The 18,592-nt window shown below is 58.4% G+C and carries 19 protein-coding genes; 4 read left to right on the forward strand and 15 right to left on the reverse strand.

The features are described from left to right. Positions 1 to 7: 7 nt before the first annotated feature. Both ACQQZ8_RS11680 and ACQQZ8_RS11685 read right to left on the reverse strand, forming a co-directional pair. The gene (locus tag ACQQZ8_RS11680; protein WP_431709978.1) at positions 8 to 631 is read right to left on the reverse strand and encodes a TlpA family protein disulfide reductase; all 624 of its coding nucleotides are present in this window, start codon (positions 629 to 631) and stop codon (positions 8 to 10) included. Positions 632 to 635: 4 nt separating this feature from the next. Then, complete coding sequence (locus ACQQZ8_RS11685) at positions 636 to 1,298, reverse strand: histidine phosphatase family protein (protein ID WP_431709979.1); 663 nt, start codon at positions 1,296 to 1,298, stop codon at positions 636 to 638. A 178-nt stretch (positions 1,299 to 1,476) separates the two neighbouring features. Between ACQQZ8_RS11685 and ACQQZ8_RS11690 the strand changes: the two genes are divergently transcribed. Continuing rightward, positions 1,477 to 2,238 (forward strand): DUF3824 domain-containing protein, encoded by a 762-nt coding sequence (locus ACQQZ8_RS11690; RefSeq protein ID WP_431709980.1) that lies wholly within the window; start codon positions 1,477 to 1,479, stop codon positions 2,236 to 2,238. Positions 2,239 to 2,322: 84 nt separating this feature from the next. Here ACQQZ8_RS11690 and ACQQZ8_RS11695 read toward each other — a convergent pair whose 3' ends face one another. Both ACQQZ8_RS11695 and ACQQZ8_RS11700 read right to left on the reverse strand, forming a co-directional pair. Next, positions 2,323 to 2,982, reverse strand: a complete 660-nt coding sequence (locus ACQQZ8_RS11695) for a redox-sensing transcriptional repressor Rex (protein WP_431709981.1) — start codon at positions 2,980 to 2,982, stop codon at positions 2,323 to 2,325. Between the two features lie 49 nt (positions 2,983 to 3,031). Then, positions 3,032 to 3,277: a glutaredoxin family protein gene (locus ACQQZ8_RS11700; RefSeq protein ID WP_431709982.1), complete on the reverse strand. Its 246-nt coding sequence runs from the start codon at positions 3,275 to 3,277 to the stop codon at positions 3,032 to 3,034. A 111-nt stretch (positions 3,278 to 3,388) separates the two neighbouring features. On the opposite strand from ACQQZ8_RS11700, the gene ACQQZ8_RS11705 reads away from it, so the two are divergent. Next, the gene (locus ACQQZ8_RS11705; protein WP_431709983.1) at positions 3,389 to 4,207 is read left to right on the forward strand and encodes an HAD family hydrolase; all 819 of its coding nucleotides are present in this window, start codon (positions 3,389 to 3,391) and stop codon (positions 4,205 to 4,207) included. Between the two features lie 76 nt (positions 4,208 to 4,283). On the opposite strand, the gene ACQQZ8_RS11710 is transcribed toward ACQQZ8_RS11705, so the two are convergent. The 5 genes from ACQQZ8_RS11710 to ACQQZ8_RS11730 all read right to left on the reverse strand — a co-directional run bounded on the left by ACQQZ8_RS11710 (position 4,284) and on the right by ACQQZ8_RS11730 (position 8,220). After that, complete coding sequence (locus ACQQZ8_RS11710) at positions 4,284 to 4,382, reverse strand: 30S ribosomal protein bS22 (protein ID WP_019174583.1); 99 nt, start codon at positions 4,380 to 4,382, stop codon at positions 4,284 to 4,286. 138 nt (positions 4,383 to 4,520) lie between these two features. After that, the gene (locus ACQQZ8_RS11715; RefSeq protein WP_431709984.1) at positions 4,521 to 4,745 is read right to left on the reverse strand and encodes a helix-turn-helix domain-containing protein; all 225 of its coding nucleotides are present in this window, start codon (positions 4,743 to 4,745) and stop codon (positions 4,521 to 4,523) included. Between the two features lie 252 nt (positions 4,746 to 4,997). Then, positions 4,998 to 6,341 carry an NADP-specific glutamate dehydrogenase gene (gene gdhA / locus ACQQZ8_RS11720; RefSeq protein ID WP_431709985.1) on the reverse strand — a complete coding sequence of 448 codons (1,344 nt, stop codon included), beginning with the start codon at positions 6,339 to 6,341 and terminating at the stop codon, positions 4,998 to 5,000. Positions 6,342 to 6,532: 191 nt separating this feature from the next. Then, the gene (locus tag ACQQZ8_RS11725; protein WP_431709986.1) at positions 6,533 to 6,985 is read right to left on the reverse strand and encodes an ArsR/SmtB family transcription factor; all 453 of its coding nucleotides are present in this window, start codon (positions 6,983 to 6,985) and stop codon (positions 6,533 to 6,535) included. Between the two features lie 119 nt (positions 6,986 to 7,104). Continuing rightward, complete coding sequence (locus ACQQZ8_RS11730; protein ID WP_431712186.1) at positions 7,105 to 8,220, reverse strand: acetoin utilization protein AcuC; 1,116 nt, start codon at positions 8,218 to 8,220, stop codon at positions 7,105 to 7,107. Positions 8,221 to 8,461: 241 nt separating this feature from the next. Here ACQQZ8_RS11730 and ACQQZ8_RS11735 point away from each other — a divergent pair, with 241 nt between their 5' ends. Further along, positions 8,462 to 9,895: a TrkH family potassium uptake protein gene (locus tag ACQQZ8_RS11735; protein WP_431709987.1), complete on the forward strand. Its 1,434-nt coding sequence runs from the start codon at positions 8,462 to 8,464 to the stop codon at positions 9,893 to 9,895. Positions 9,896 to 9,920: 25 nt separating this feature from the next. Beyond that, positions 9,921 to 10,559, forward strand: a complete 639-nt coding sequence (locus ACQQZ8_RS11740) for a potassium channel family protein (protein WP_431712187.1) — start codon at positions 9,921 to 9,923, stop codon at positions 10,557 to 10,559. A gap of 75 nt (positions 10,560 to 10,634) precedes the next feature. Here the strand turns inward: ACQQZ8_RS11740 and proC are convergent, their stop codons facing one another. The 6 genes from proC to ACQQZ8_RS11770 form a co-directional block, all read right to left on the reverse strand. Beyond that, complete coding sequence (proC, locus tag ACQQZ8_RS11745; RefSeq protein WP_431709988.1) at positions 10,635 to 11,477, reverse strand: pyrroline-5-carboxylate reductase; 843 nt, start codon at positions 11,475 to 11,477, stop codon at positions 10,635 to 10,637. Next, positions 11,470 to 12,303, reverse strand: coding sequence for a sugar phosphate isomerase/epimerase family protein (locus ACQQZ8_RS11750; RefSeq protein ID WP_431709989.1), 834 nt, complete (start codon positions 12,301 to 12,303; stop codon positions 11,470 to 11,472). The genes proC and ACQQZ8_RS11750 overlap by 8 nt, the downstream gene beginning before the upstream one ends. Positions 12,304 to 12,351: 48 nt before the next feature. Then, a complete protein-coding gene (locus tag ACQQZ8_RS11755; protein WP_431709990.1) occupies positions 12,352 to 13,374 on the reverse strand; it encodes a Ppx/GppA phosphatase family protein in 1,023 nt (340 codons plus the stop codon). Positions 13,375 to 13,404: 30 nt separating this feature from the next. Next, positions 13,405 to 16,185 (reverse strand): type I DNA topoisomerase, encoded by a 2,781-nt coding sequence (gene topA, locus ACQQZ8_RS11760; protein ID WP_431709991.1) that lies wholly within the window; start codon positions 16,183 to 16,185, stop codon positions 13,405 to 13,407. 145 nt (positions 16,186 to 16,330) lie between these two features. Continuing rightward, positions 16,331 to 16,975 carry an ArsR/SmtB family transcription factor gene (locus ACQQZ8_RS11765; RefSeq protein WP_431709992.1) on the reverse strand — a complete coding sequence of 215 codons (645 nt, stop codon included), beginning with the start codon at positions 16,973 to 16,975 and terminating at the stop codon, positions 16,331 to 16,333. A gap of 23 nt (positions 16,976 to 16,998) precedes the next feature. Then, positions 16,999 to 18,573 (reverse strand): DUF7059 domain-containing protein, encoded by a 1,575-nt coding sequence (locus ACQQZ8_RS11770; protein ID WP_431709993.1) that lies wholly within the window; start codon positions 18,571 to 18,573, stop codon positions 16,999 to 17,001. Positions 18,574 to 18,592 lie beyond the last annotated feature (19 nt).

An 18,592-nucleotide genomic window follows, 5' to 3' on the forward strand; every position in this document is an offset into this window, starting at 1 on the left:
CGAGGCGTCACAGCTCCTCGTCAAGCGCGGTTTGGATCAAGCTACGCAAGGTGCTTTCCTCCACCGCGCCGATGACCCGCGCCCGGACGCGGCCGTTACGGTCGAGTACCAAGGTTGTTGGTACCGCCTGCAACGGAACATATTGGGTCATGGCCAGCTGGATTTCCCCGCCAGTGTCCTGCACCGATTCGTAGGGGATCTCGAAGCTGCGTTCGAAAGCCAGTGCGGCTTCCTTCTCATCGCGCACATTGACACCCAAGAACTGTACCTGACCGGCAAACTGCTCGTTGAGTTTACGCAGGTGTGGAGCTTCAATCCGGCATGGGGCGCAGGCCGCGTACCAGAAATTCATCACTACCGGGGATCCCACATAGTTGGCAAAGTCGACCTTGGTGCCCTGATAGGTTTCGGCGGTGATCTGTACCGGTTCGGTGCGTGCAGCGACGGCGTATTCTTCCACTGCGCCGTCCCCGGCAATGTAATTCTTGTTATCCCCGGCACGAGCCTGCTGAGCCAGCGGGTCATCCTTGACCGTGCACGCGGCCAAAGGGACAGCTGCGGCGGCTAACAGCATCGAACGCATCAACGCCCGGCGCCCCAACTGTGGTGCGGGCTTCGAAGAATCGGTCATCGTCTTAGGCTCCAGGGATATTCGCCGCGCCGGCTAAAAGGTCGGCATTAGGCTCGGTGTACCGCAGGTCGACCAACTGATCGCCCTCGAATTCAAAACTTGTGACACTGGTCAGCGTGCATTCACGTTGCCGTGGATCATGCCAGAGCCGCTGGCCTTGGGAAGCCCGGCGAGTCACCCAGATCGGAAGCTGGTGACTGACGATCACTACTTCAGCGCCATCCCCAGCTTCACGCACCGCGGCTTGACGGTGTTCCTGCATGGCTTCGCGCATCCGGGTCACCTGATCCCGGTAAGCCTCACCCCACGAGGGCTTAAACGGATTACGCACATAGGACCAGTACTTGGGTTGGCGCAGCTGCGTGGCCACCTTGGACATCCCCTCGAAGCGGTTTCCGGCCTCAATCACCCGCTCATCGGTGTGAATGGGCAAATCGAGGGTGCTCGCGGTTGGCTCGGCAGTTTGCTGAGCTCGCAACAACGGGGATGCCACTACTCGCACCAGCTTGACACCGGCCTGGTGCTGTTCAGCAAAATGCTCACCGGCTCGACGGGCCATTTCGAAACCCAGCTCGGAGAGCCCGTAACCGGGAATCCGTCCGTAGAGAATACCTTCGGGGTTAAACACTTCTCCGTGGCGCAACAAATGGACGGTCGATTTAGGCATGTCCCCAGTCTCTCAAATATTTGCCGCAAAGTTGCACAATTGTGGCCACACTCAACTTTTCACAGCTTGCGCATGGGATTCCCATAAGCAAAAACCATCCTTTAGGAGGTGCCAGTCACAATTGTCTGTCCATTAGGCTTATCAGTAGGAAGATAACAGCATTAGTCGAGGGATACAGATGAGCAACTACGACCCGAATCAGCCCGGGGATCAGGCAGGTTCCGGCCAGCCATATAACCCCTACGGAAATTACCCTTCTCAGCCGCCAAGCCAGCAACCGAATCCTTACGGTCAACCGGCTCCGGAACAACCTAGCCCTTATGGGCAGTCTCAGCAGTACCCGTATCCGCCAGGCGGAGGGTACGCACCGGTGCAGCCGCCCACCGAACGTCCGCAGAGCCTGAAGATTGCTTTCTGGCTGATCATGGGCGCTGGCATCCTTTCAGCCCTGTGCACCTGGCTGATCAATAGCACCCAGCTGCTCACCAACGTGATGCGTTCGGAATGGGCTCTGTTTGAAAGTGAGTTCCGTACGCAGTTGGAATCCGATCCAGCGCTAGCGGATAACCCTGAACTACAGCGGCTGATTGAAAATCCTGAGCTCTTGTTTGACACCCTTGCTCAGGGGATGACCAGTCTGGCGATCTTCAGCATTGTGGTGAGTCTGGTGCTCTATTTCTTGGTGGGCTTCTTTGTCGGCCGCGGGGTGAACGCCATGCGGATCATAGCCACCATTCTGGCAGTGCTCTCACTCTTCGGTCTGGCTACCACGGTGCCGATGATTTCGCTCTACGCCAATTCCGCCGACACCGCGATATTGATGCTCACTTTCGTAGGTAGCATCCTATTAGGTATTGCTGGCGTGGTCTTTGCTTGGCTACGCCCATCGAGCCAGTACATCGCCCAGCGCAAGGCCGCCCGGATGGCTGGCTACCGCTAAACCGTAGTTCTGCCACGGGCCTCACCGTTGCCCCACGCTTCACCCCCGGGTGAATGCGGTGGGCGCCGGTGGGGCTCGCGGTTTTTAAGCTCCCTGCGCGTCTTCTGACGGGGCCAGCGAACGCACCGCGTGATAGGTCAGGATCTGCAGTTCCGTGGACAAATCTACGCGGCGCAGCTCCACCCCTTCGGGCACACGAATCACTTGGGGAGCGAAGCTGAGGATGCTGCGCACACCCAGTACCGCCAGCTGGTCGATCAATACCTGAGCTGCGTCCCCAGGAACCGCCAACACGGCAATATTGATGTCTTCATCCGCAACCACCTTGGCCAACTGCGCCGAATCTTGGACCGTCAGCTCCCCCACGCTGGTACCGATCAGCGCCGGAGCGCTATCGAGGATTGCTTTGACGTGGAAGCCACGGGAGCGGAAACCGGCATACCCGCTCAACGCGCGGCCAAGGTTACCTGCACCAATAATGGCCACGCGCCAGTCCTGATGCAGGCCCAAGGTGCGGTTGATGTGATTTGCTAGGTCCTGCACGACATAACCCACTCCACGTGTCCCGTAGGAGCCGAGCAGGGACAAGTCCTTGCGCAAGATCGCCGGGTTCACCCCCGCCACTTCGGCTAGTACTCCCGAACTGGTGCGTTCCGTGCCCTGGATGCTCAGGGTATTGAGTGCCCGCAGATACTGCGTTAGGCGCATCAAGGTGGCCTCGGGCAGGATTCGTGGTTCAGTCAATGGATTCTTTCGGTCGGTCGGCCAATCCGGCAGCAGCTGCCGCAAAGTTTTAGGCGGTGAGTAGGCGGTGCAGACGTTGCGGGTCAATTCTCCAAAAGTCTCGGACCGCACCATCGATGAGCAATACCGGTACTTCCTCATGATGCTGCGCCAACAGTTCAGGGTGCTCATCGATATCGAGCTCAGCAAATGACAGCCCCAATGACGCGGTCACCTCGTCCACGGTCTGGCGTGCGGCGGCGCACAGGTGACAGTCTTGACGGACTAGGAGCTGAATGTTCGGTGTTTGACTCACCATCCCATGTTCTCATGAGCCCGCCGGGCAACGCGGTGCGTGACCGAATTGAGACTCTCCGAGAGGTGAAGGCACAACAACTTGGCAGGTACTGCGGATAAAATGGGTCAAATGCGTGCTCCCGAAAATTCTTCGCCCCTCTCACCGGATTCGACTCCTGAACCGGTGGTTGCTGCGTTCTTTGATGTGGACAACACCATTGTTCGCGGGGCTTCATTATTCGCGGTGGCCCGCAAAATGCATCAACGAAAGCTCTTCCGCTTTCGGGAGGTGCTGTTCTTCGCCATCAAACAGCTACGTTTTCTGCTCAGTGGTGAGCACATGGCCGATATTCAGATCATTCGCGACCGCGCCCTGAAATTGGTTGCGGGCACCAGCGTGAGCCAGATGGAACAGCTTGGCGACGAGATTTACGACGAGTTCATCCACCCGAAGCTCTGGCAGAACACGGTCGCCATCGCCCGCGGCCATCTGCGCGTGGGTCGCGAGGTGTGGTTGGTGACCGCCACCCCCATGGAGGTTGCCGGAGTTATTGCCCGTCGGCTAGAACTCACCGGGGCTTTAGGCACCCACGTAGCCAGCCATAACGGGCAGTACACCGGCGAACTCATCGGTTCGATTTTGCATGGGGAACAGAAAGCCCGGGCGGTACGACAGCTGGCCGCAGAGAAGAATATTCGGCTGGTGGACTCTTGGGCCTACTCGGATTCCTTTAACGATGTCCCCCTGTTAGAAGCCGTGGGGCATCCAGTGGCGATCAATCCCGATGCACGCTTGCGGGCCTACGCCAAGGCTCAGGGCTGGCAGATCTATGATTTTCGCACCGGGCAGCAAGCCGCGAAGCTGAGCCTCAAACTCGCAGGGGTGATCGGTGCGGTGTGGGCCGCTCAGCGGAGCCTGTCGCGCTTACGGAATATGTGGCGCGGTTAAAACAATAATCGCCACCGCCGGGAAGTCCCGGATCACGGTGGCGATCATTAGTGGCGAAGTAGCTCGAAAGTCGAGACTACTTCTTGTTGCGGCGCTGGTGACGAGTTTTACGAAGCAGCTTGCGGTGCTTCTTCTTCGACATACGCTTGCGGCGCTTCTTTACTACTGAGCCCATAGTGGTTCCTCACAGACTAATAAAATGCATCAACCGCGTGACCGTCAGACCACTAAGATCTTGACGCACGGTCGACCGGACGTTAAACGTTCCTTAATAGATTACCCGCTCTTCGGCCAAGTTCTGACCATCGCGAAGCTAACTACCGTATGATCCCGTTCCCCTGTGAGGATCAACACCTGCGGCTTGCAGGTAAGCTTCGACGGCGTTTTCTGGAACGCGATAGGAGCGGCCAAATTGCACGGCGGGTAAATCGCCGGCGTGGATCAGACGATAAACGGTCATCTTTGAAACACGCATCATCTCGGCCACTTCGGCCACAGTCATGAACCGTGCTCCGGCAAAATTCTGTTTATCCGCCATAGGGGAATATCTCCTGACGCTGATCTCTATTTTGTCGCGCTACGAAAAGCTGTACTTCAACGACTAGTGATCAACATCGGCAATCAAAGTTGGGTACGCTTCATCCCATAGTCTAATGGTTCGTCTTGTCCTTTAAGAAGCAGGAACACACGCGTGACCAAAGAAGTTTGAGAAGTTCTATGGTTAATGCGATTCACCGCACCAGTTAGCGGCACATTGCCGTACTGATGCGGTGAATTTTGTCTTGCTCGCTTAGATTAAGCCCTGTGCCAGCATGGCATCAGCAACCTTCACGAAACCGGCGATATTCGCGCCAGCCACGTAGTTACCTGGCACGCCATATTCTTCGGCGGTCGAGGCACAGCGGTCGTGAATGCCCACCATGATCTCGCTGAGTCGACGCTCGGTGTGAGCGAAGGACCAAGAGTCACGGCTGGCGTTCTGCTGCATTTCCAGCGCCGAGGTGGCCACACCACCGGCGTTGGCGGCCTTCCCGGGACCAAAGAGGATCCCGGCGTCTTGGAAGAGGGAGGTAGCTTGCGCGGTACATGGCATGTTCGCGCCTTCAGCCACGGCAATCAGACCGTTGTTGATCAGCTTCTTAGCCGAGGCAGCACCCAACTCGTTCTGGGTGGCACACGGCAGGGCCACGGTGCAGGTTTCATCCCAGACGTTGCCGCCTTCGACGTATCGGACCTTCTTCGATCCGCGACGTTCAGCGTATTCGCTGATGCGTCCGCGCTCGACTTCCTTGATCTGACGAAGCAACGGCACATCGATACCGTTTTCGTCCACGATGTATCCGCCGGAGTCCGATGCAGCCACCACATGGGCACCGAACTGCTGTGCCTTCTCAATGGCATGGATGGCGACATTGCCGGATCCGGAGACCACAACGCGCTGACCTTCAAAACTGGTGTTGCGGGTAGCAAGCATTTCCTGGGTGAACAGCACCGCCCCGTAACCGGTGGCTTCTGGACGTACTAACGATCCGCCCCAGCTCAAGCCCTTACCGGTGAGCACACCGGATTCGTAGCGGTTAGTGATGCGCTTGTACTGGCCAAAGAGGTAACCGATCTCGCGACCGCCCACCCCAATGTCACCGGCTGGCACGTCGGTGTACTCACCAATATGACGGAACAGCTCGGTCATAAATGACTGGCAGAAACGCATCACTTCGGCGTCCGAACGCCCGCGGGGGTCGAAGTCCGACCCACCCTTGCCGCCACCGATAGGCATACCGGTTAGGGAGTTCTTGAAGATCTGTTCAAAGCCTAGGAACTTCACGGTGCCTAGGTATACCGATGGGTGGAAACGCAATCCACCCTTATATGGGCCCAGTGCGGAGTTGAACTCAACGCGGAAGCCACGGTTAATCTGGACTCGACCTTCGTCATCGGCCCATGGAACGCGGAAAATGATCTGGCGTTCGGGTTCGCACATGCGCTGCAGAATGGCAGCTTCGGCGTATTCAGGGTGCTTCTGGGAGACTGCTTCGAGGCTTTCGAAGACTTCTGTCACAGCCTGATGGAATTCGGCTTCGCCAGGATTTCTGCGGAATACCTCATCACGGATAGTCGCTAGATGCTTGTCCAAGTTGTTCTCCTCATCACTTGGGGCAGGCGCTGGGGCAGACTTCTACCGCAGTACCGGCGTCTTTGCCCCATCGTCGAGAATGCCACGGAAACGGGTCTCCACGGAAATTCTGCGTAAATTTTTTTCTGCCACACGTAACGTATGGCCCGCTGCCCGTGACTTTTCCGGGTGGCGGTTGCTCTTGTCTCGTCTTAGCGTTTGCGCCCAAAGCGGGGAAAACGTTCAATAATTTCCTGGGCTCGTCCAGTGACATGTTCGAGCTTGCGCCCGACGCTGCGTCCCAGAGTTTGCGCCGCCGCCGGGATCCCAGCGGAGTTGGCACCGTTGACCGTCACTAACTGGGTTCCAGCCAGGTCTGCTTCCGGTTCGTCGATGATTTCAGGTTCTGGGAGGAACTGCTCGCACCACTGCCCCAAAGCTTGAACCGCGTCCAGCTCTAATGCGTAGATACGTCGCTGCCCCTGAGCATTCATCGTCACCAAGGACGCTTCACGCAGCACCTTCAGATGCTTGGATACCGTGGGTTGGGAAATCCCTAGCCTGTCGACCAGCATCCCAACCGCCAGCGCCTCGTCCTTGAGTTCTTCAAGGATACGACGGCGAGTCGGTTCGGCCAGCGCAGAGAACAAATCATCAATAGCCACAGACATTACCCTAACGGCATATATGGATTAACAGCGAGAATTTCTTCCAAGTCCTTGCGTGTGAGATCTCATAATCGATACTGCCGCGCGGCGACGGCAGGAGCCGCTACAAGCTCGGCTTAATCGAACCAGGGGTCCAACCCGTAAAGCGGGAACACTTCCTTGCGTGTAGCAATAATTGCCCGGTCCACCGGATCGGCAGGATCATAGCCCACTTCCCAGTTACGCCACCACAGTTGTGCGTCATCACCCATCAGGTAGGGCACGGCCTTCCCATAGGTTTCCAGCACATAGCGGCGGAACTCCTCGGGGACGTACGTGCGCAGCGGCACCGGGGTGCCGGCGGCGATCGCGATCAGATGGCTCCAACTACGGGGTACTACGCCGGTGACGTTATATCCACCGCCACCGGTGGCCAACCAGCGACCCTCACAGATCTCGTCGGCTAGCTGGGAGATGTCCAAGGCGACTTGGCGTTGGGCATCAACGGAAAGTTTTAGATTGGTCAGATCATCATCACGGTGTGCATCACAACCGTGCTGAGACACAATGACCTCTGGCTTGAAGGCGCGCACCAACTGCGGAACGACCGCATGGAAGGCACGCATCCATCCGGCGTCCCCCGTCATAGCCGGTAGGGCCAGGTTGACGGCACTGCCCTCAGCTTGCGGCCCACCAATCTCGTTGGCAAAACCGGTGCCGGGAAACAGGCTCATCCCAGACTCATGCACCGAAATGGTCAGTACCCGTTCATCATCCCAAAACAGGGATTCGGTGCCATCCCCGTGATGTGCGTCCACGTCGATGTAGCACACGCGTTGCACCCCGCTATCGAGCAGGTGCTGAATGGCGGCGGCAGCATCGTTATAAATACAGAATCCGCTGGCTTTGCTTTTCGCTGCGTGGTGCATGCCACCAGCGAAGTTCACCGCACGCACAGTTTTTTCGCTGGCAATTGCTTCGGCGGCTACCAGCGAACCCCCGAAGATGCGGGCACTGGCCTCATGCATCCCGGCGAAGACCGGGTCATCTTCGGTGCCCAGCCCAAAGTCCGGAGCGGAGATACTAGGGTCATCGCTGACCTTGCGCACTTCTTTGATGTACTGAGCATCATGCACCGCGGCCAGCTCGCTGTCCGAAGCCACCACCGGGGTGTCGCGGGTGAGATTTTTCCCACCGAGCACGCCCAGTTGTTCACTGAGCCGCATGGTGAGCTCCAGTCGGCACGGATGCATGGGATGGTAGTCGCTGAACTTGTATTGCAGGTACTTCTCATCCCACACCACGAGGGTTGGACGGGGCGGATACTGAGGCTCTAACACCCTCTCAGGCTACCGGACTGTGACGCATCTCAATACTTTGCCGTTTACTTGGACGGAACAACCTGTCATTTAACCCTGTAGCCTGCACCTGAAAAGAACTGTGCGTAGATTATCTTTGAGGCATGGCGTTGGGCCACGATCAAGGAGGCGATGGGTGAACGATCCTGTAGCACGCCACCGTGTGGGGCTGACCGAACAGCAGCGGATCCGCCGTCAGCGCCGCTGGCAACACCTGAAAACGGCGGCTGCCGATTTTACGGTCCGCTCCCCCGCACGCTTAGCTCTGGCCGCGTTCCTGCTGGTGATCACAATCTTCACTTCCCTGCTGGCATTACCTCTTGCGGCCGCGGACGGTGAAGCTACCGCCTTACACGATGCCCTGTTTACCGCGGTCTCTGCCGTGTGCGTGACCGGGTTGACCACGGTGAGCACCGCGATCCATTGGTCCTTCTTCGGTCAGCTGATGATCTTGATCGCCATGTTCGTCGGTGGTTTGGGCATCCTGACCATCGCTTCGCTACTATCTTTGGCCGTCTCCAAACGGCTCGGGGTGCGCGGCAAACTGGTGGTGCAGAGCTCGCTGAACACCGCCGGAGCATCGGCCTTGGGCGAGATCGGGTCACTGTTGCGGATCGTGATCGCCACCGCGATTAGTCTGCAGCTGGTGATCGCACTGTTGCTGATCCCCCGCTTCGTCGTGCTCGGTGAGACACTTGGTTCGGCGATCTGGCACGGGGTGTTCTATGCCGTCTCGGCGTTCAACAATGCCGGGTTTACCCCGCACTCCAACGGGCTGGTCCCCTATAACTTGGACGGCTGGATCTTAGGACCGTTAATGCTCGGGGTATTCCTCGGCTCGCTTGGTTTCCCGGTGATTATGGTGCTACTGGCACATCGTTTCAACTACCGTAAATGGAACCTGCACACCAAACTCACCTTGGCGGTCACCGTAGCCCTGTTGTTGGTTGGCACCCTGTTATGGCTCATCGCCGAATGGAATAACGCACGCACCATCGCCGGATTAAACCCGGCTGAAAAGTTCACCCATGCGCTCTTCGCCTCGGTGATGACCCGATCTGGCGGGTTCAATCTGGTGGAGCCAGACCAGCTGGAACCGGTGAGTGTGTTGTTGACCAATGCGCTGATGTTCGCCGGTGGTGGTTCGGCCTCGACCGCCGGCGGTATTAAGGTCACCACCATCGCGGTGATGTTCTTGGCCATCGCAGCGGAGGTTCGTGGCGATTCCGAGGTGCGTGCCTTTGGCCGGCGGCTTCCAGAATCCACCATGCGCGTGGCGATCTCGGTGATCGTGCTCGGTGCCACACTGGTGGCGGTAGCTACCGCGGCGCTACTGGTCATCGACACCCGACTGTCTTTTGATAAGGCCTTGTTTGAATCGATCTCAGCTTTCGCCACGGTGGGTTTGAGCATGAATGTCTCGGCGAATCTTCCTCCGGAAGGCAAGTATGTGCTTTCGGCGCTAATGTTTGCCGGACGCATCGGTAGCATTACCTTGGCAAGTGCGTTGACCATGCGTCACCGCGACACCCTGTACCAATACCCGGAAGAGAGACCCATCGTTGGCTGAGAAATCCATTGACCACAACGCCCCCGTGCTGGTGATCGGGCTTGGTCGTTTCGGCATCGCGGTGGCCGAACAGTTGGTGAAGCAGGGACGCGAAGTACTGGCCATTGAACGCAACCCGGATCTGGTGCAGAAATGGGCCAGTACGCTGACCCATGTGGTGGCCGCGGATGCGACCAATATCGATGCGCTCCGTCAGTTAGGTGCCCAAGAGTTTTCCTCTGCCGTGGTCGGGGTGGGTACCTCGATCGAATCCAGCGTGCTGATCACCGTGAATCTGGTGGATCTAGGAATTGAGCACCTGTGGGTCAAAGCGATCACTCCGGCGCATGGGAAGATTCTCACCCGCATCGGTGCAAATCACGTCATTTACCCGGAAGCCGATGCCGGGGTGCGCGCCGCCCACTTGGTTGGTGGGCGCATGTTGGACTTTATCGAATTCGATGACGGGTTCGCGATCGTGAAAATGTATCCGCCGAAGGAGACTCAAGGATTCACGCTGGCGCATTCCAAGGTCCGCTCCAAATATGGGGTGACGATCGTCGGGGTGAAGTCCCCGGGCGAGGATTTCACCTATGCGGTACCGGATACCATGGTGACCCGGCGAGACGTGCTGATCGTTTCCGGGCATGTGGATCTGCTCGAACGTTTTGCTTCCCGTCCCTAAGCCACAGCTTTCGGCGGACCGAAAACGGCCCACCGAAAGCGATGTGCTGGACTGTTGTGCAAAAGTTTGTAGGGTTTAGCCCAGTTCAGTGCTGAGTTCCGCGGCTCGGCGTGCTGCTTGCGCCATGCCCTCAGCCACGATCTGCGGCAGCTCAGCCCGATCAAAGGCGGCGATAGCCTGCTCGGTAGTGCCTTTCGGGCTGGTGACCTTACGTCGTAACTCAGCGGGATCCACCTGGGGGTCGGCCAGCATTTTCCCAGCCCCGGCTACCGTCGCACGGGCCAACGCGATAGCCACCGACTCATCCAAGCCCATCTGCACTCCCGCCTTGGCCATAGCCTCAGCCAGGTAGAATACATAAGCCGGTCCCGAGCCGGAGAGCGCAGCGAGCGCGTCCTGCTGCGCTTCGGCAATTACATGCACGTCCCCGGATCCGGAGAAGAGATCGACCACCTGTGCCAGGCTCTCTTCACTCACCGCCTCCGCGGGAGTCAAGCCGACCACGCCGGCCCCCACCTGTAACGGGGTGTTAGGCATCGAACGGATCAAAGGTTGGTTCGCGGGCAGCTTCGCCGCCATGGATTCCAGGGTGATCGCCGCGGCCACCGACACCACGACCGTGCTGTTTTTCAGGCTGCTGGCGATCTGAGCACACAGCTGGGTGATTCCTACAGGTTTCACGCCGAGGAACACGACGTCAGCCGCGGCAGCTACCTGCGCGTTAGCATTGGCCTCCTCCCCGGTCACCACGACATTGATGCCCAGTTCCTGCAACTCGGCTTTCCGGTTCTCACTGCGGATGGTCGCCGTGATCAGATCAGGGTCATGCCCCGAGGCCAGAATCCCGCGCAGGATCGCTCCGTTCATTGACCCGGTGCCGAGAAATGCCAGTCGTAGGTTGCTGCTAAGTTCACTCATGGTTCTGTAGTGTTGTCCGTTCCGTACTGTCGTCTTGTGCTAAATGTTTCCGGGCAAAATCTAGGGTTTGCGCCAACCATTCTTCTTTCTGACCGGCGCCTTTGGCTTTCCGGGTGGAGACCTCCACCGCAACAACCCCAGCGAAATTACTATCGCGCAGATGGTACATGGTTTCAGAGACCTTCTGAGTCCCTAACCCGGGCACCAGATGCTCGTCCTTACCGTTGTTCAACCCGTCACAGAGGTGCACATGAGCAAGCCGGTCCCCGAGGGCCTGGACGGCGGCCAGCGAATCCATTTCGGCGATCGCGGCATGGGAAAAGTCCCAGGTGACATGCGGGTAGGACAGTGGCACCGGATCCCAGTGCGGTAGATACATCTTGGCTTCACGGCCTCGGGCACGCCACGGGTACATGTTTTCCACGGCGATTTTCATGCCGGTTGATTCGGTGATTCGTTGCACCCCGCCGGCGAATTCCAGGGCATAGTTGCCTTGCCAACGGAACGGTGGGTGCGCCACAACCACCTCGGCGCCCACCGCTTGGGCCAGAATGACCGAACGCTCGATTTTGGCCCACGCCGAACCCCACACCTGCTGGGTGAGGAGCAAAGTGGGGGCATGTACGGCCATGATCGGCAATTGGTACTTGTCGATCAGAGAGAGCAGGGCGGTTGCGGACTGGGTGGCTTGGTTGCCGGTAATGAGCACCTCAATGCCGTCATACCCCACGTCTTTGGCCAACGCGAAGGCATCGTGGACCGTCAGTGGGTACACCGAGGCGCTCGATAGCGTGACCGGAATCGACTTCGTAGCAGGCTCTTGCATCTCTCGCCCTTCCCTCAAGCTCCGGTGTCCCACACTAGCGCGTCGCAGCTAGTTTGAGTCGACGGGAGCGGGCACTTGCCCCATCCCGTCACCGAGAGCTACCTCTCCTACTCCCACGCTACTACTTAGCGGAGTCGATGAGTCAAACAAGACATGATCGAATCGGCGCAACATTAAACCTTCACGTAACGCCCAGGGACAGATCTGCAATTGTTTGATCTTCAACGCCTTCATCGCTTCAATCGCGACGATCGCCCCAGCCAGCATCTGAGGTGCACGAACATGCGAGACCCCGGGCAATTCTGCGCGTTGCTCCCAAGTCATGGCCAGCAACCGGTTGGTCCACAGTTTCAGCGTCTCCCGGCTGAGCACCCGCTTAACATAGATTCCTTCGGCACTCGGCGCGGCGCCGGTAATCCGGGCCAGGGAGCGGAAGGTTTTGGAGGTCGCGGTGGCGATCGACGGTTTTCCGTACTGGTTCAGCTCATTGGCCGGATCAGCTAAGACGTCTTGGACGTAGGTACGCAATTCCTTGACCTGTTTCAGGGTCGGTGGGTCATCCGGTAACCATTCGCGAGTCAACCGTCCGGCACCCAAGGGCACCGAGTAAGCCACCTGCGGGAATTCGTCGTTGCCACGAGCCAGTTCCAAGGACCCACCGCCCATGTCCAAATTGAGGATTGAATCATAAGACCAACCCACCCAGCGGCGTACCGCGTGAAAAGTCATCCCGGCCTCTTGCTCGCCGGAAAGCTCCAGTAAGGTGACCCCGGTTTCCTTCTCCACCCGCTCAAGCACCAGGCGCCCGTTGGAAGATTCGCGAATCGCCGAGGTACAAAAGGCCATGAAGTCCTCAACCCGGTGGTTGCGTGCAAACTGCGCGGCTTCCTTGATGAAACCGATCAGTTCACGCTGCCCCTCATCGGTAATCGCCCCATACTCGTTCAGGTATTGCACCAGCGACAAGGGACGCTTGTGTGAGGCATAAGGGGTAGGCCGGGCCCCCGGATATGCGTCAACGAGCAATAGATGCACGGTATTTGAACCGATATCCAGTACGCCCAGCCTCATGTTCTGTCCTTCACCTTGGGAGAAACGTTACTACTTATCGCTTGGTTTCGCCGCGGTCTTTCGGGCCGTGGTGGTCTTCTTTGCCGGAGCCTTTTTTGCCGGGGCCTTCTTCGCGGTGCTGGTCTTGCGTTTCACTGGACCACGCGCACGTTTCTCGGCGAGCAATTCGATCGCCTTCTCCCGGGTCAGCTCCTCGATCGGCAGTCCACGCGGAACGGTAATATTCGTTTCACCGTCGGTGATATACGGACCGAAGCGCCCATCCTTGACCACAATATTCTTCTCGCTGGTCGGATCCGCCCCGAACTCGGCCAACGGTGGAACGGCGGCGCGGCGGCCACGCTGCTTAGGTTGCGCGTAGATCGCGAGAGCCTCGTCCAAGGTGATCGTGAAGATCTGCTCTTCGGACTCAATCGACCGGGAGTCGCTGCCCTTCTTCAGGTAGGGTCCGAAGCGCCCGTTCTGTACAGTGATCTCCTCACCCTCAGCATCCGCACCCACCACCCGCGGCAGGCTCAAAAGCTGCAGAGCTTCTTCCAAACTCACGGTTTCAATGCTCATCGATTTGAACAGTGAGCCGGTGCGTGGTTTGACCTTGGCTGGCTTCTTCGGCGGCTTGGGTTTGCCGTTCTTGTAGTACTCCACCGGCAGCGCAGCGATCTCTTCCTCGGTTAGCTCCGGGATGATTTCCGTGACGTAGGCACCGTAGCGACCATCCTTGGCCATGATGGTTCGACCAGTTTCCGGGTCAACACCCAGTTCACGCTCGGATACCTGCGAATTGGCGAACAGCTCCTCCGCTTTTTCCGCGGTCAGCTCATCCGGGGCCAGCTCCTCGGGGACATTGGCACGCTCTGGGTCAGTGCCTTCCGGGGCATCGGCGGGGAGAACGCGTTCGAGGTAGGGACCGAACTTGCCCACGCGCAACACAATGTCGTCGGTGACCGCGATTGAATTGATCGCCCGGGCGTCAATGTCGCCCAGGTTTTCTACCACGTGCTTCAGACCATCGCCTTGGTCCTTACCGAAGTAGAACAGATTCAACCAATCGGTGCGGGCCCGCTCACCCTTGGCGATCTCATCCAGATCATCTTCTAGGCGCGCGGTGAAATCGTAATCGACGTACTTGGCGAAGTGTTCTTCGAGCAACCGGATCACCGAGAAGGCTATCCAGCTTGGTACCAGTGCGCCACCGCGTTTGGTGACGTAGCCACGATCCATAATCGTGGAAATCGTCGGCGCGTAAGTCGAAGGACGGCCGATCTCACGTTTTTCCAGTTCAGCCACAATCGAGGCTTCGGTGTACCGTGCCGGCGGGGTGGTCTCGTGACCCAAAGCTTCCAGATCCGAACCGTTCAGCTCATCGCCGACCTTCAACTGCGGCAGTCGGGCCTCGGACTGTTCGGTGTTCTCGGCCTCCGGGTTGGAGTCCTTGCCCTCTTCATAGGCTGCAAGGAAACCGCGGAAGGTGATCACGGTACCTGAAGCGGAGAACTCGGCCACCCGGGAATCGCTGGCGGTGCCTTGTAGTTTGATGGTGGCGGTAAAGCCCTTCGCATCGGCCATCTGCGAGGCGACGGTGCGCTTCCAGATCAGCTCGTACAGGGCGTTTTCGTCCTTGGTGAGGGCGCTACGCACATCTTGCGGGCGGCGGAACATGTCACCGGCCGGGCGGATTGCTTCGTGGGCCTCTTGGGCAGCATCGCTCTTGGCCTTGTAGACGCGTGGACGTTCGGGAATCGAGTCGCCCCCGTAAAGTTCGGTGGCCTGTGCCCGGGCAGCTCGCACCGCCTCGTTGGAAAGGAACACCGAGTCGGTACGCATATAGGTGATGTAACCGTTTTCGTACAGACGCTGCGCCACCTGCATGGTGATGCGCGAGCTCCACCGCAACTTACGCGAGGCTTCCTGCTGCAAGGTTGAGGTGGTAAATGGTGCGGCCGGGCGGCGGGTGTACGGCTTGTCCTCCACCGAGGAGACCGCAAAACTGGACTCGGCCAGGTTATCCACCAACGACCGGGCCTGCTGCTCATTGAGATGAGTCAGTGCACTGCGGCTGGTCTTCAGCTGTCCGCGGTCATCGAAGTCACGTCCGGAGGCGACCCGCGCTCCGTCCACCGAGGATAGTTTGGCGTTGAAGGCCTCGCCTGACCCATTGTCGAAGCGGCCCTTGATGTCCCAGTAGCCGGCACTGATGAAAGCCATGCGCTCGCGTTCACGCTCGACCACCAGACGGGTGGCCACGGACTGCACTCGCCCTGCCGACAGCCCGCGTGCGACCTTACGCCACAGCACCGGGGAGATCTCGTAACCGTACAAACGGTCCAGAACACGACGGGTTTCCTGCGCATCAACCAGATCGGTGTCTAGCTCCCGGGTGTTCTCCAAGGCACGCTGGATACCTTCTTTAGTGATTTCAGTGAAGGCCAGACGGCGAACCGGCACCTTGGGCTTGAGCACCTGCAAAAGGTGCCACGCGATGGCTTCGCCCTCGCGGTCCGCATCTGTTGCCAGATAGAGTTCATCGGCGTCTTTGAGCTTGGCTTTCAGCTCCGAAACCCGCTTCTTCTTATCCGGGTACACCACGTAATACGGTTCGAAGTCGTTGTCCAAGTCCACGGCGAACTTGCCGACCGAAGTCTTTTTTAGCTCAGTAGGGAGCTCTGAGGGCTGCGGAAGGTCACGAATGTGTCCCACGGACGCATCCACGTCGAAGCCTTCGCCGAGGTATTTGGCGATCGACTTCACTTTGGCAGGAGACTCGACAATAACGAGTTTCTTACCAGTTGATTCCTTGGCCTTCGGGGGCACGGCTCTCCTTTATACAGTGTCGGCAACTACCTGTCCCGAAATATTCGGGATCACGCTCGATATTGCCAAAGTGTATTCGCGCCCCGTCTTGAGGCTACGATTCTCGATGATCATACATCGTAGAGCTCACCATTCCGTCTGAAGCTTACGGTTCGGTCGGATGCGGGTACTCGGGCAACAACGATACCAAGTAGAACATTTTGGTGGAGTCAATACCGCGTTCCTCGGCTGTGGCCATGGCCTCATATTCGTAAATGAGGTCCAATAAACGCCGGTTAAATTCCTTCTGCTTTTCCTCCGGAAGGAACACAAGTCCACTGGTCAAAAGCGGTGGACGGTCTTCCGACGGAACAATCCCCGCCCTGGCCTCGGTCTGTCGGCGCTCTACTTCGGCGTTCAGGCGAGTCCTGAACTGGTTTAACTGCACATTCAGGTATGCGGTTTTGGCGTTTGCCGACCCGTCGTGGGTGTTCAGTTCCAAACGTTCACCGGCGGCACGCCAGCGACGTTCGCGCGCGTCGCCTTCACTGGCTGCGCGGATGACATAACCGTACTTCTCTAAGGCACGCAGGTGATAGCTCATGGCGCTGGGTGTCAGAGAGCACAGCGAGGCCAGCTCGGTGGCGGTGCGCGTGGCTTGGGAAGCGAACAGTTCATCAAGCACGATCAGACGCGCGTCATGGGCTAGGGCACGGATCGCTTGCGGGTCGGTAATGGACACCAAAGCGGGGTTCTGCCCGTCCCCGGTTGACGGTTGCACGGCACCCCTGCCGGATGTGTTGTGTGTCATAAGAAAAAACTTTAGCCCTTGTTTCACACTTTACGAAGAAAGCCGTGCCTGATTAAGCGTTCAACTGCCGCCAGCAGGTTCTGAGTAAAGTTTTCCTGCCCTTCACCGATGAGCGCATCTAGGGCGTTGACTAGTTGATTTACACTCAGCTCCGCATCGCAGGCCGAGACGAAACCTGCTTGGGCGGTATCCAAAATTTCAGTCCGTCTCAGCCCTGCTCCTTGCCGTAGCAGAATCACTCCGGGGTGCTCGGCGCCGGGACGCTGATGCCGTTCCTCGGTGACGTCCTCGGCCACTTCAAGATGCCAGTGCACCCATTGTGCTCCGGCAACCCGTAATTCGTGCAGGGTGCGCAAATCGCGTTCCAGATAGGTTGCTAACGGCTGCTCCACCGGGTGTGAAATCTCCTCGAAAACTCGACTGGTTTCACGTTCCTGGAGCGGGCGAGCGGCATACACGTAACCGAAACCCACCCGGGCTACCGACCGGGAGGCAAAATCATCGAGATAGGCGGCGTACTCAACTTGATACGCCTCCAGATCCTCGGTCTGCGAGGAGTCGCGCAACCAGGTTTCGGCGTATTGGCTGGGACTGGACTGCTCGCGCTGGATTACCCAGACATCCAGTTCCGGGGCAAACCAGTGCTCGATCCGTTCGTGCCAAGAGCTTTGGGCTTCGGGGATCTCCCAGTTAGCCAACATCTGGGCGCTTCCGCCGGGCGACAGATAGTCGGCGAGCTGTTCAATGAGTGAACGTACCAGATCATCCCCGGCCATCCCGCCGTCACGGTAGGTGAACAGCTCTTGCTCATCGGTGGTGCGTGGAGTAATCACAAAGGGCGGGTTCGTGGCGATCAGATCGAACTTTTCGCCGGATACCGGTTCAAAGAGACTACCGGCGCGTAAGGACACTCGGGCATCGAGGTTTAGCGGATCCACCTGTAACTGCCGGTGGTTCAACAGCAGATTAAAGCGGGTGAATCCTAGCGCGCGTTCGGACAGGTCCGTGGCGGTGACGTGTTCGGCATGCCCCAAAAGGTGGAACAGCTGAATACCGCAGCCGGTTCCCAGATCTAAGGCCCGGGCCACCTGTGGGCGTAACGTAATTTGGGCCAGCGTCGTGGAGGCGTGCCCAATGCCCAGCACATGATCGGTCCGCAGCACACCAGGGCGTTGGTGAGCGCCCAGATCATGGGCTACCCACAAATCGGCTGCGGTGTCCGAAGCGTGTGGGGTCAATGCCACCTTGGCACGGTAGCTGCCCTGATGCTCCTCGATTAATCCCAACTCGCGTAACCCGTGACTGCCGGTTCGCGTGAACACACGATCGAGCCGGAGCGCATTCAGGCTTTGCCCCAGCTGGAAGATGCTAATGGCTTCGGCGAGCGCAAGCTGGGATTCACCAACCTGAGACAGTCTTCTTAGGGCCGGGGCGATCTGGTCGCGGCCGAATGCTTCCATGGCTTCGGCACCGAGCAGGTCAGCAATCGGGTCCAAGCGGAAGTCAAGGGCGTCTAGGTCTTGGTACAGCAGGTCCAACAGGTGGAGGTTAGTGCTGTCCGGTGCGTCGAGCACAGAAGCAAAATCAAGGGAAGTCACACAAGCGATTCTAGCCACT

Origin of the sequence: Glutamicibacter uratoxydans (assembly GCF_050753455.1) — a bacterium.
GTDB lineage: Bacteria > Actinomycetota > Actinomycetes > Actinomycetales > Micrococcaceae > Glutamicibacter > Glutamicibacter uratoxydans_A.

Excerpts from the sequence above, each read along its gene's own strand:
- ACQQZ8_RS11680 (WP_431709978.1), bottom strand. The coding sequence starts at position 631 with ATGACCGATTCTTCGAAGCCCGCACCACAGTTGGGGCGCCGGGCGTTG.
- ACQQZ8_RS11685 (WP_431709979.1), bottom strand. The coding sequence starts at position 1,298 with ATGCCTAAATCGACCGTCCATTTGTTGCGCCACGGAGAAGTGTTTAAC.
- ACQQZ8_RS11690 (WP_431709980.1), top strand. The coding sequence starts at position 1,477 with ATGAGCAACTACGACCCGAATCAGCCCGGGGATCAGGCAGGTTCCGGC.
- ACQQZ8_RS11705 (WP_431709983.1), top strand. The coding sequence starts at position 3,389 with ATGCGTGCTCCCGAAAATTCTTCGCCCCTCTCACCGGATTCGACTCCT.
- ACQQZ8_RS11710 (WP_019174583.1), bottom strand. The coding sequence starts at position 4,382 with ATGGGCTCAGTAGTAAAGAAGCGCCGCAAGCGTATGTCGAAGAAGAAG.
- ACQQZ8_RS11715 (WP_431709984.1), bottom strand. The coding sequence starts at position 4,745 with ATGGCGGATAAACAGAATTTTGCCGGAGCACGGTTCATGACTGTGGCC.
- ACQQZ8_RS11730 (WP_431712186.1), bottom strand. The coding sequence starts at position 8,220 with ATGCATCCGTGCCGACTGGAGCTCACCATGCGGCTCAGTGAACAACTG.
- proC (WP_431709988.1), bottom strand. The coding sequence starts at position 11,477 with ATGAGTGAACTTAGCAGCAACCTACGACTGGCATTTCTCGGCACCGGG.
- ACQQZ8_RS11750 (WP_431709989.1), bottom strand. The coding sequence starts at position 12,303 with ATGCAAGAGCCTGCTACGAAGTCGATTCCGGTCACGCTATCGAGCGCC.
- ACQQZ8_RS11755 (WP_431709990.1), bottom strand. The coding sequence starts at position 13,374 with ATGAGGCTGGGCGTACTGGATATCGGTTCAAATACCGTGCATCTATTG.
- ACQQZ8_RS11765 (WP_431709992.1), bottom strand. The coding sequence starts at position 16,975 with ATGACACACAACACATCCGGCAGGGGTGCCGTGCAACCGTCAACCGGG.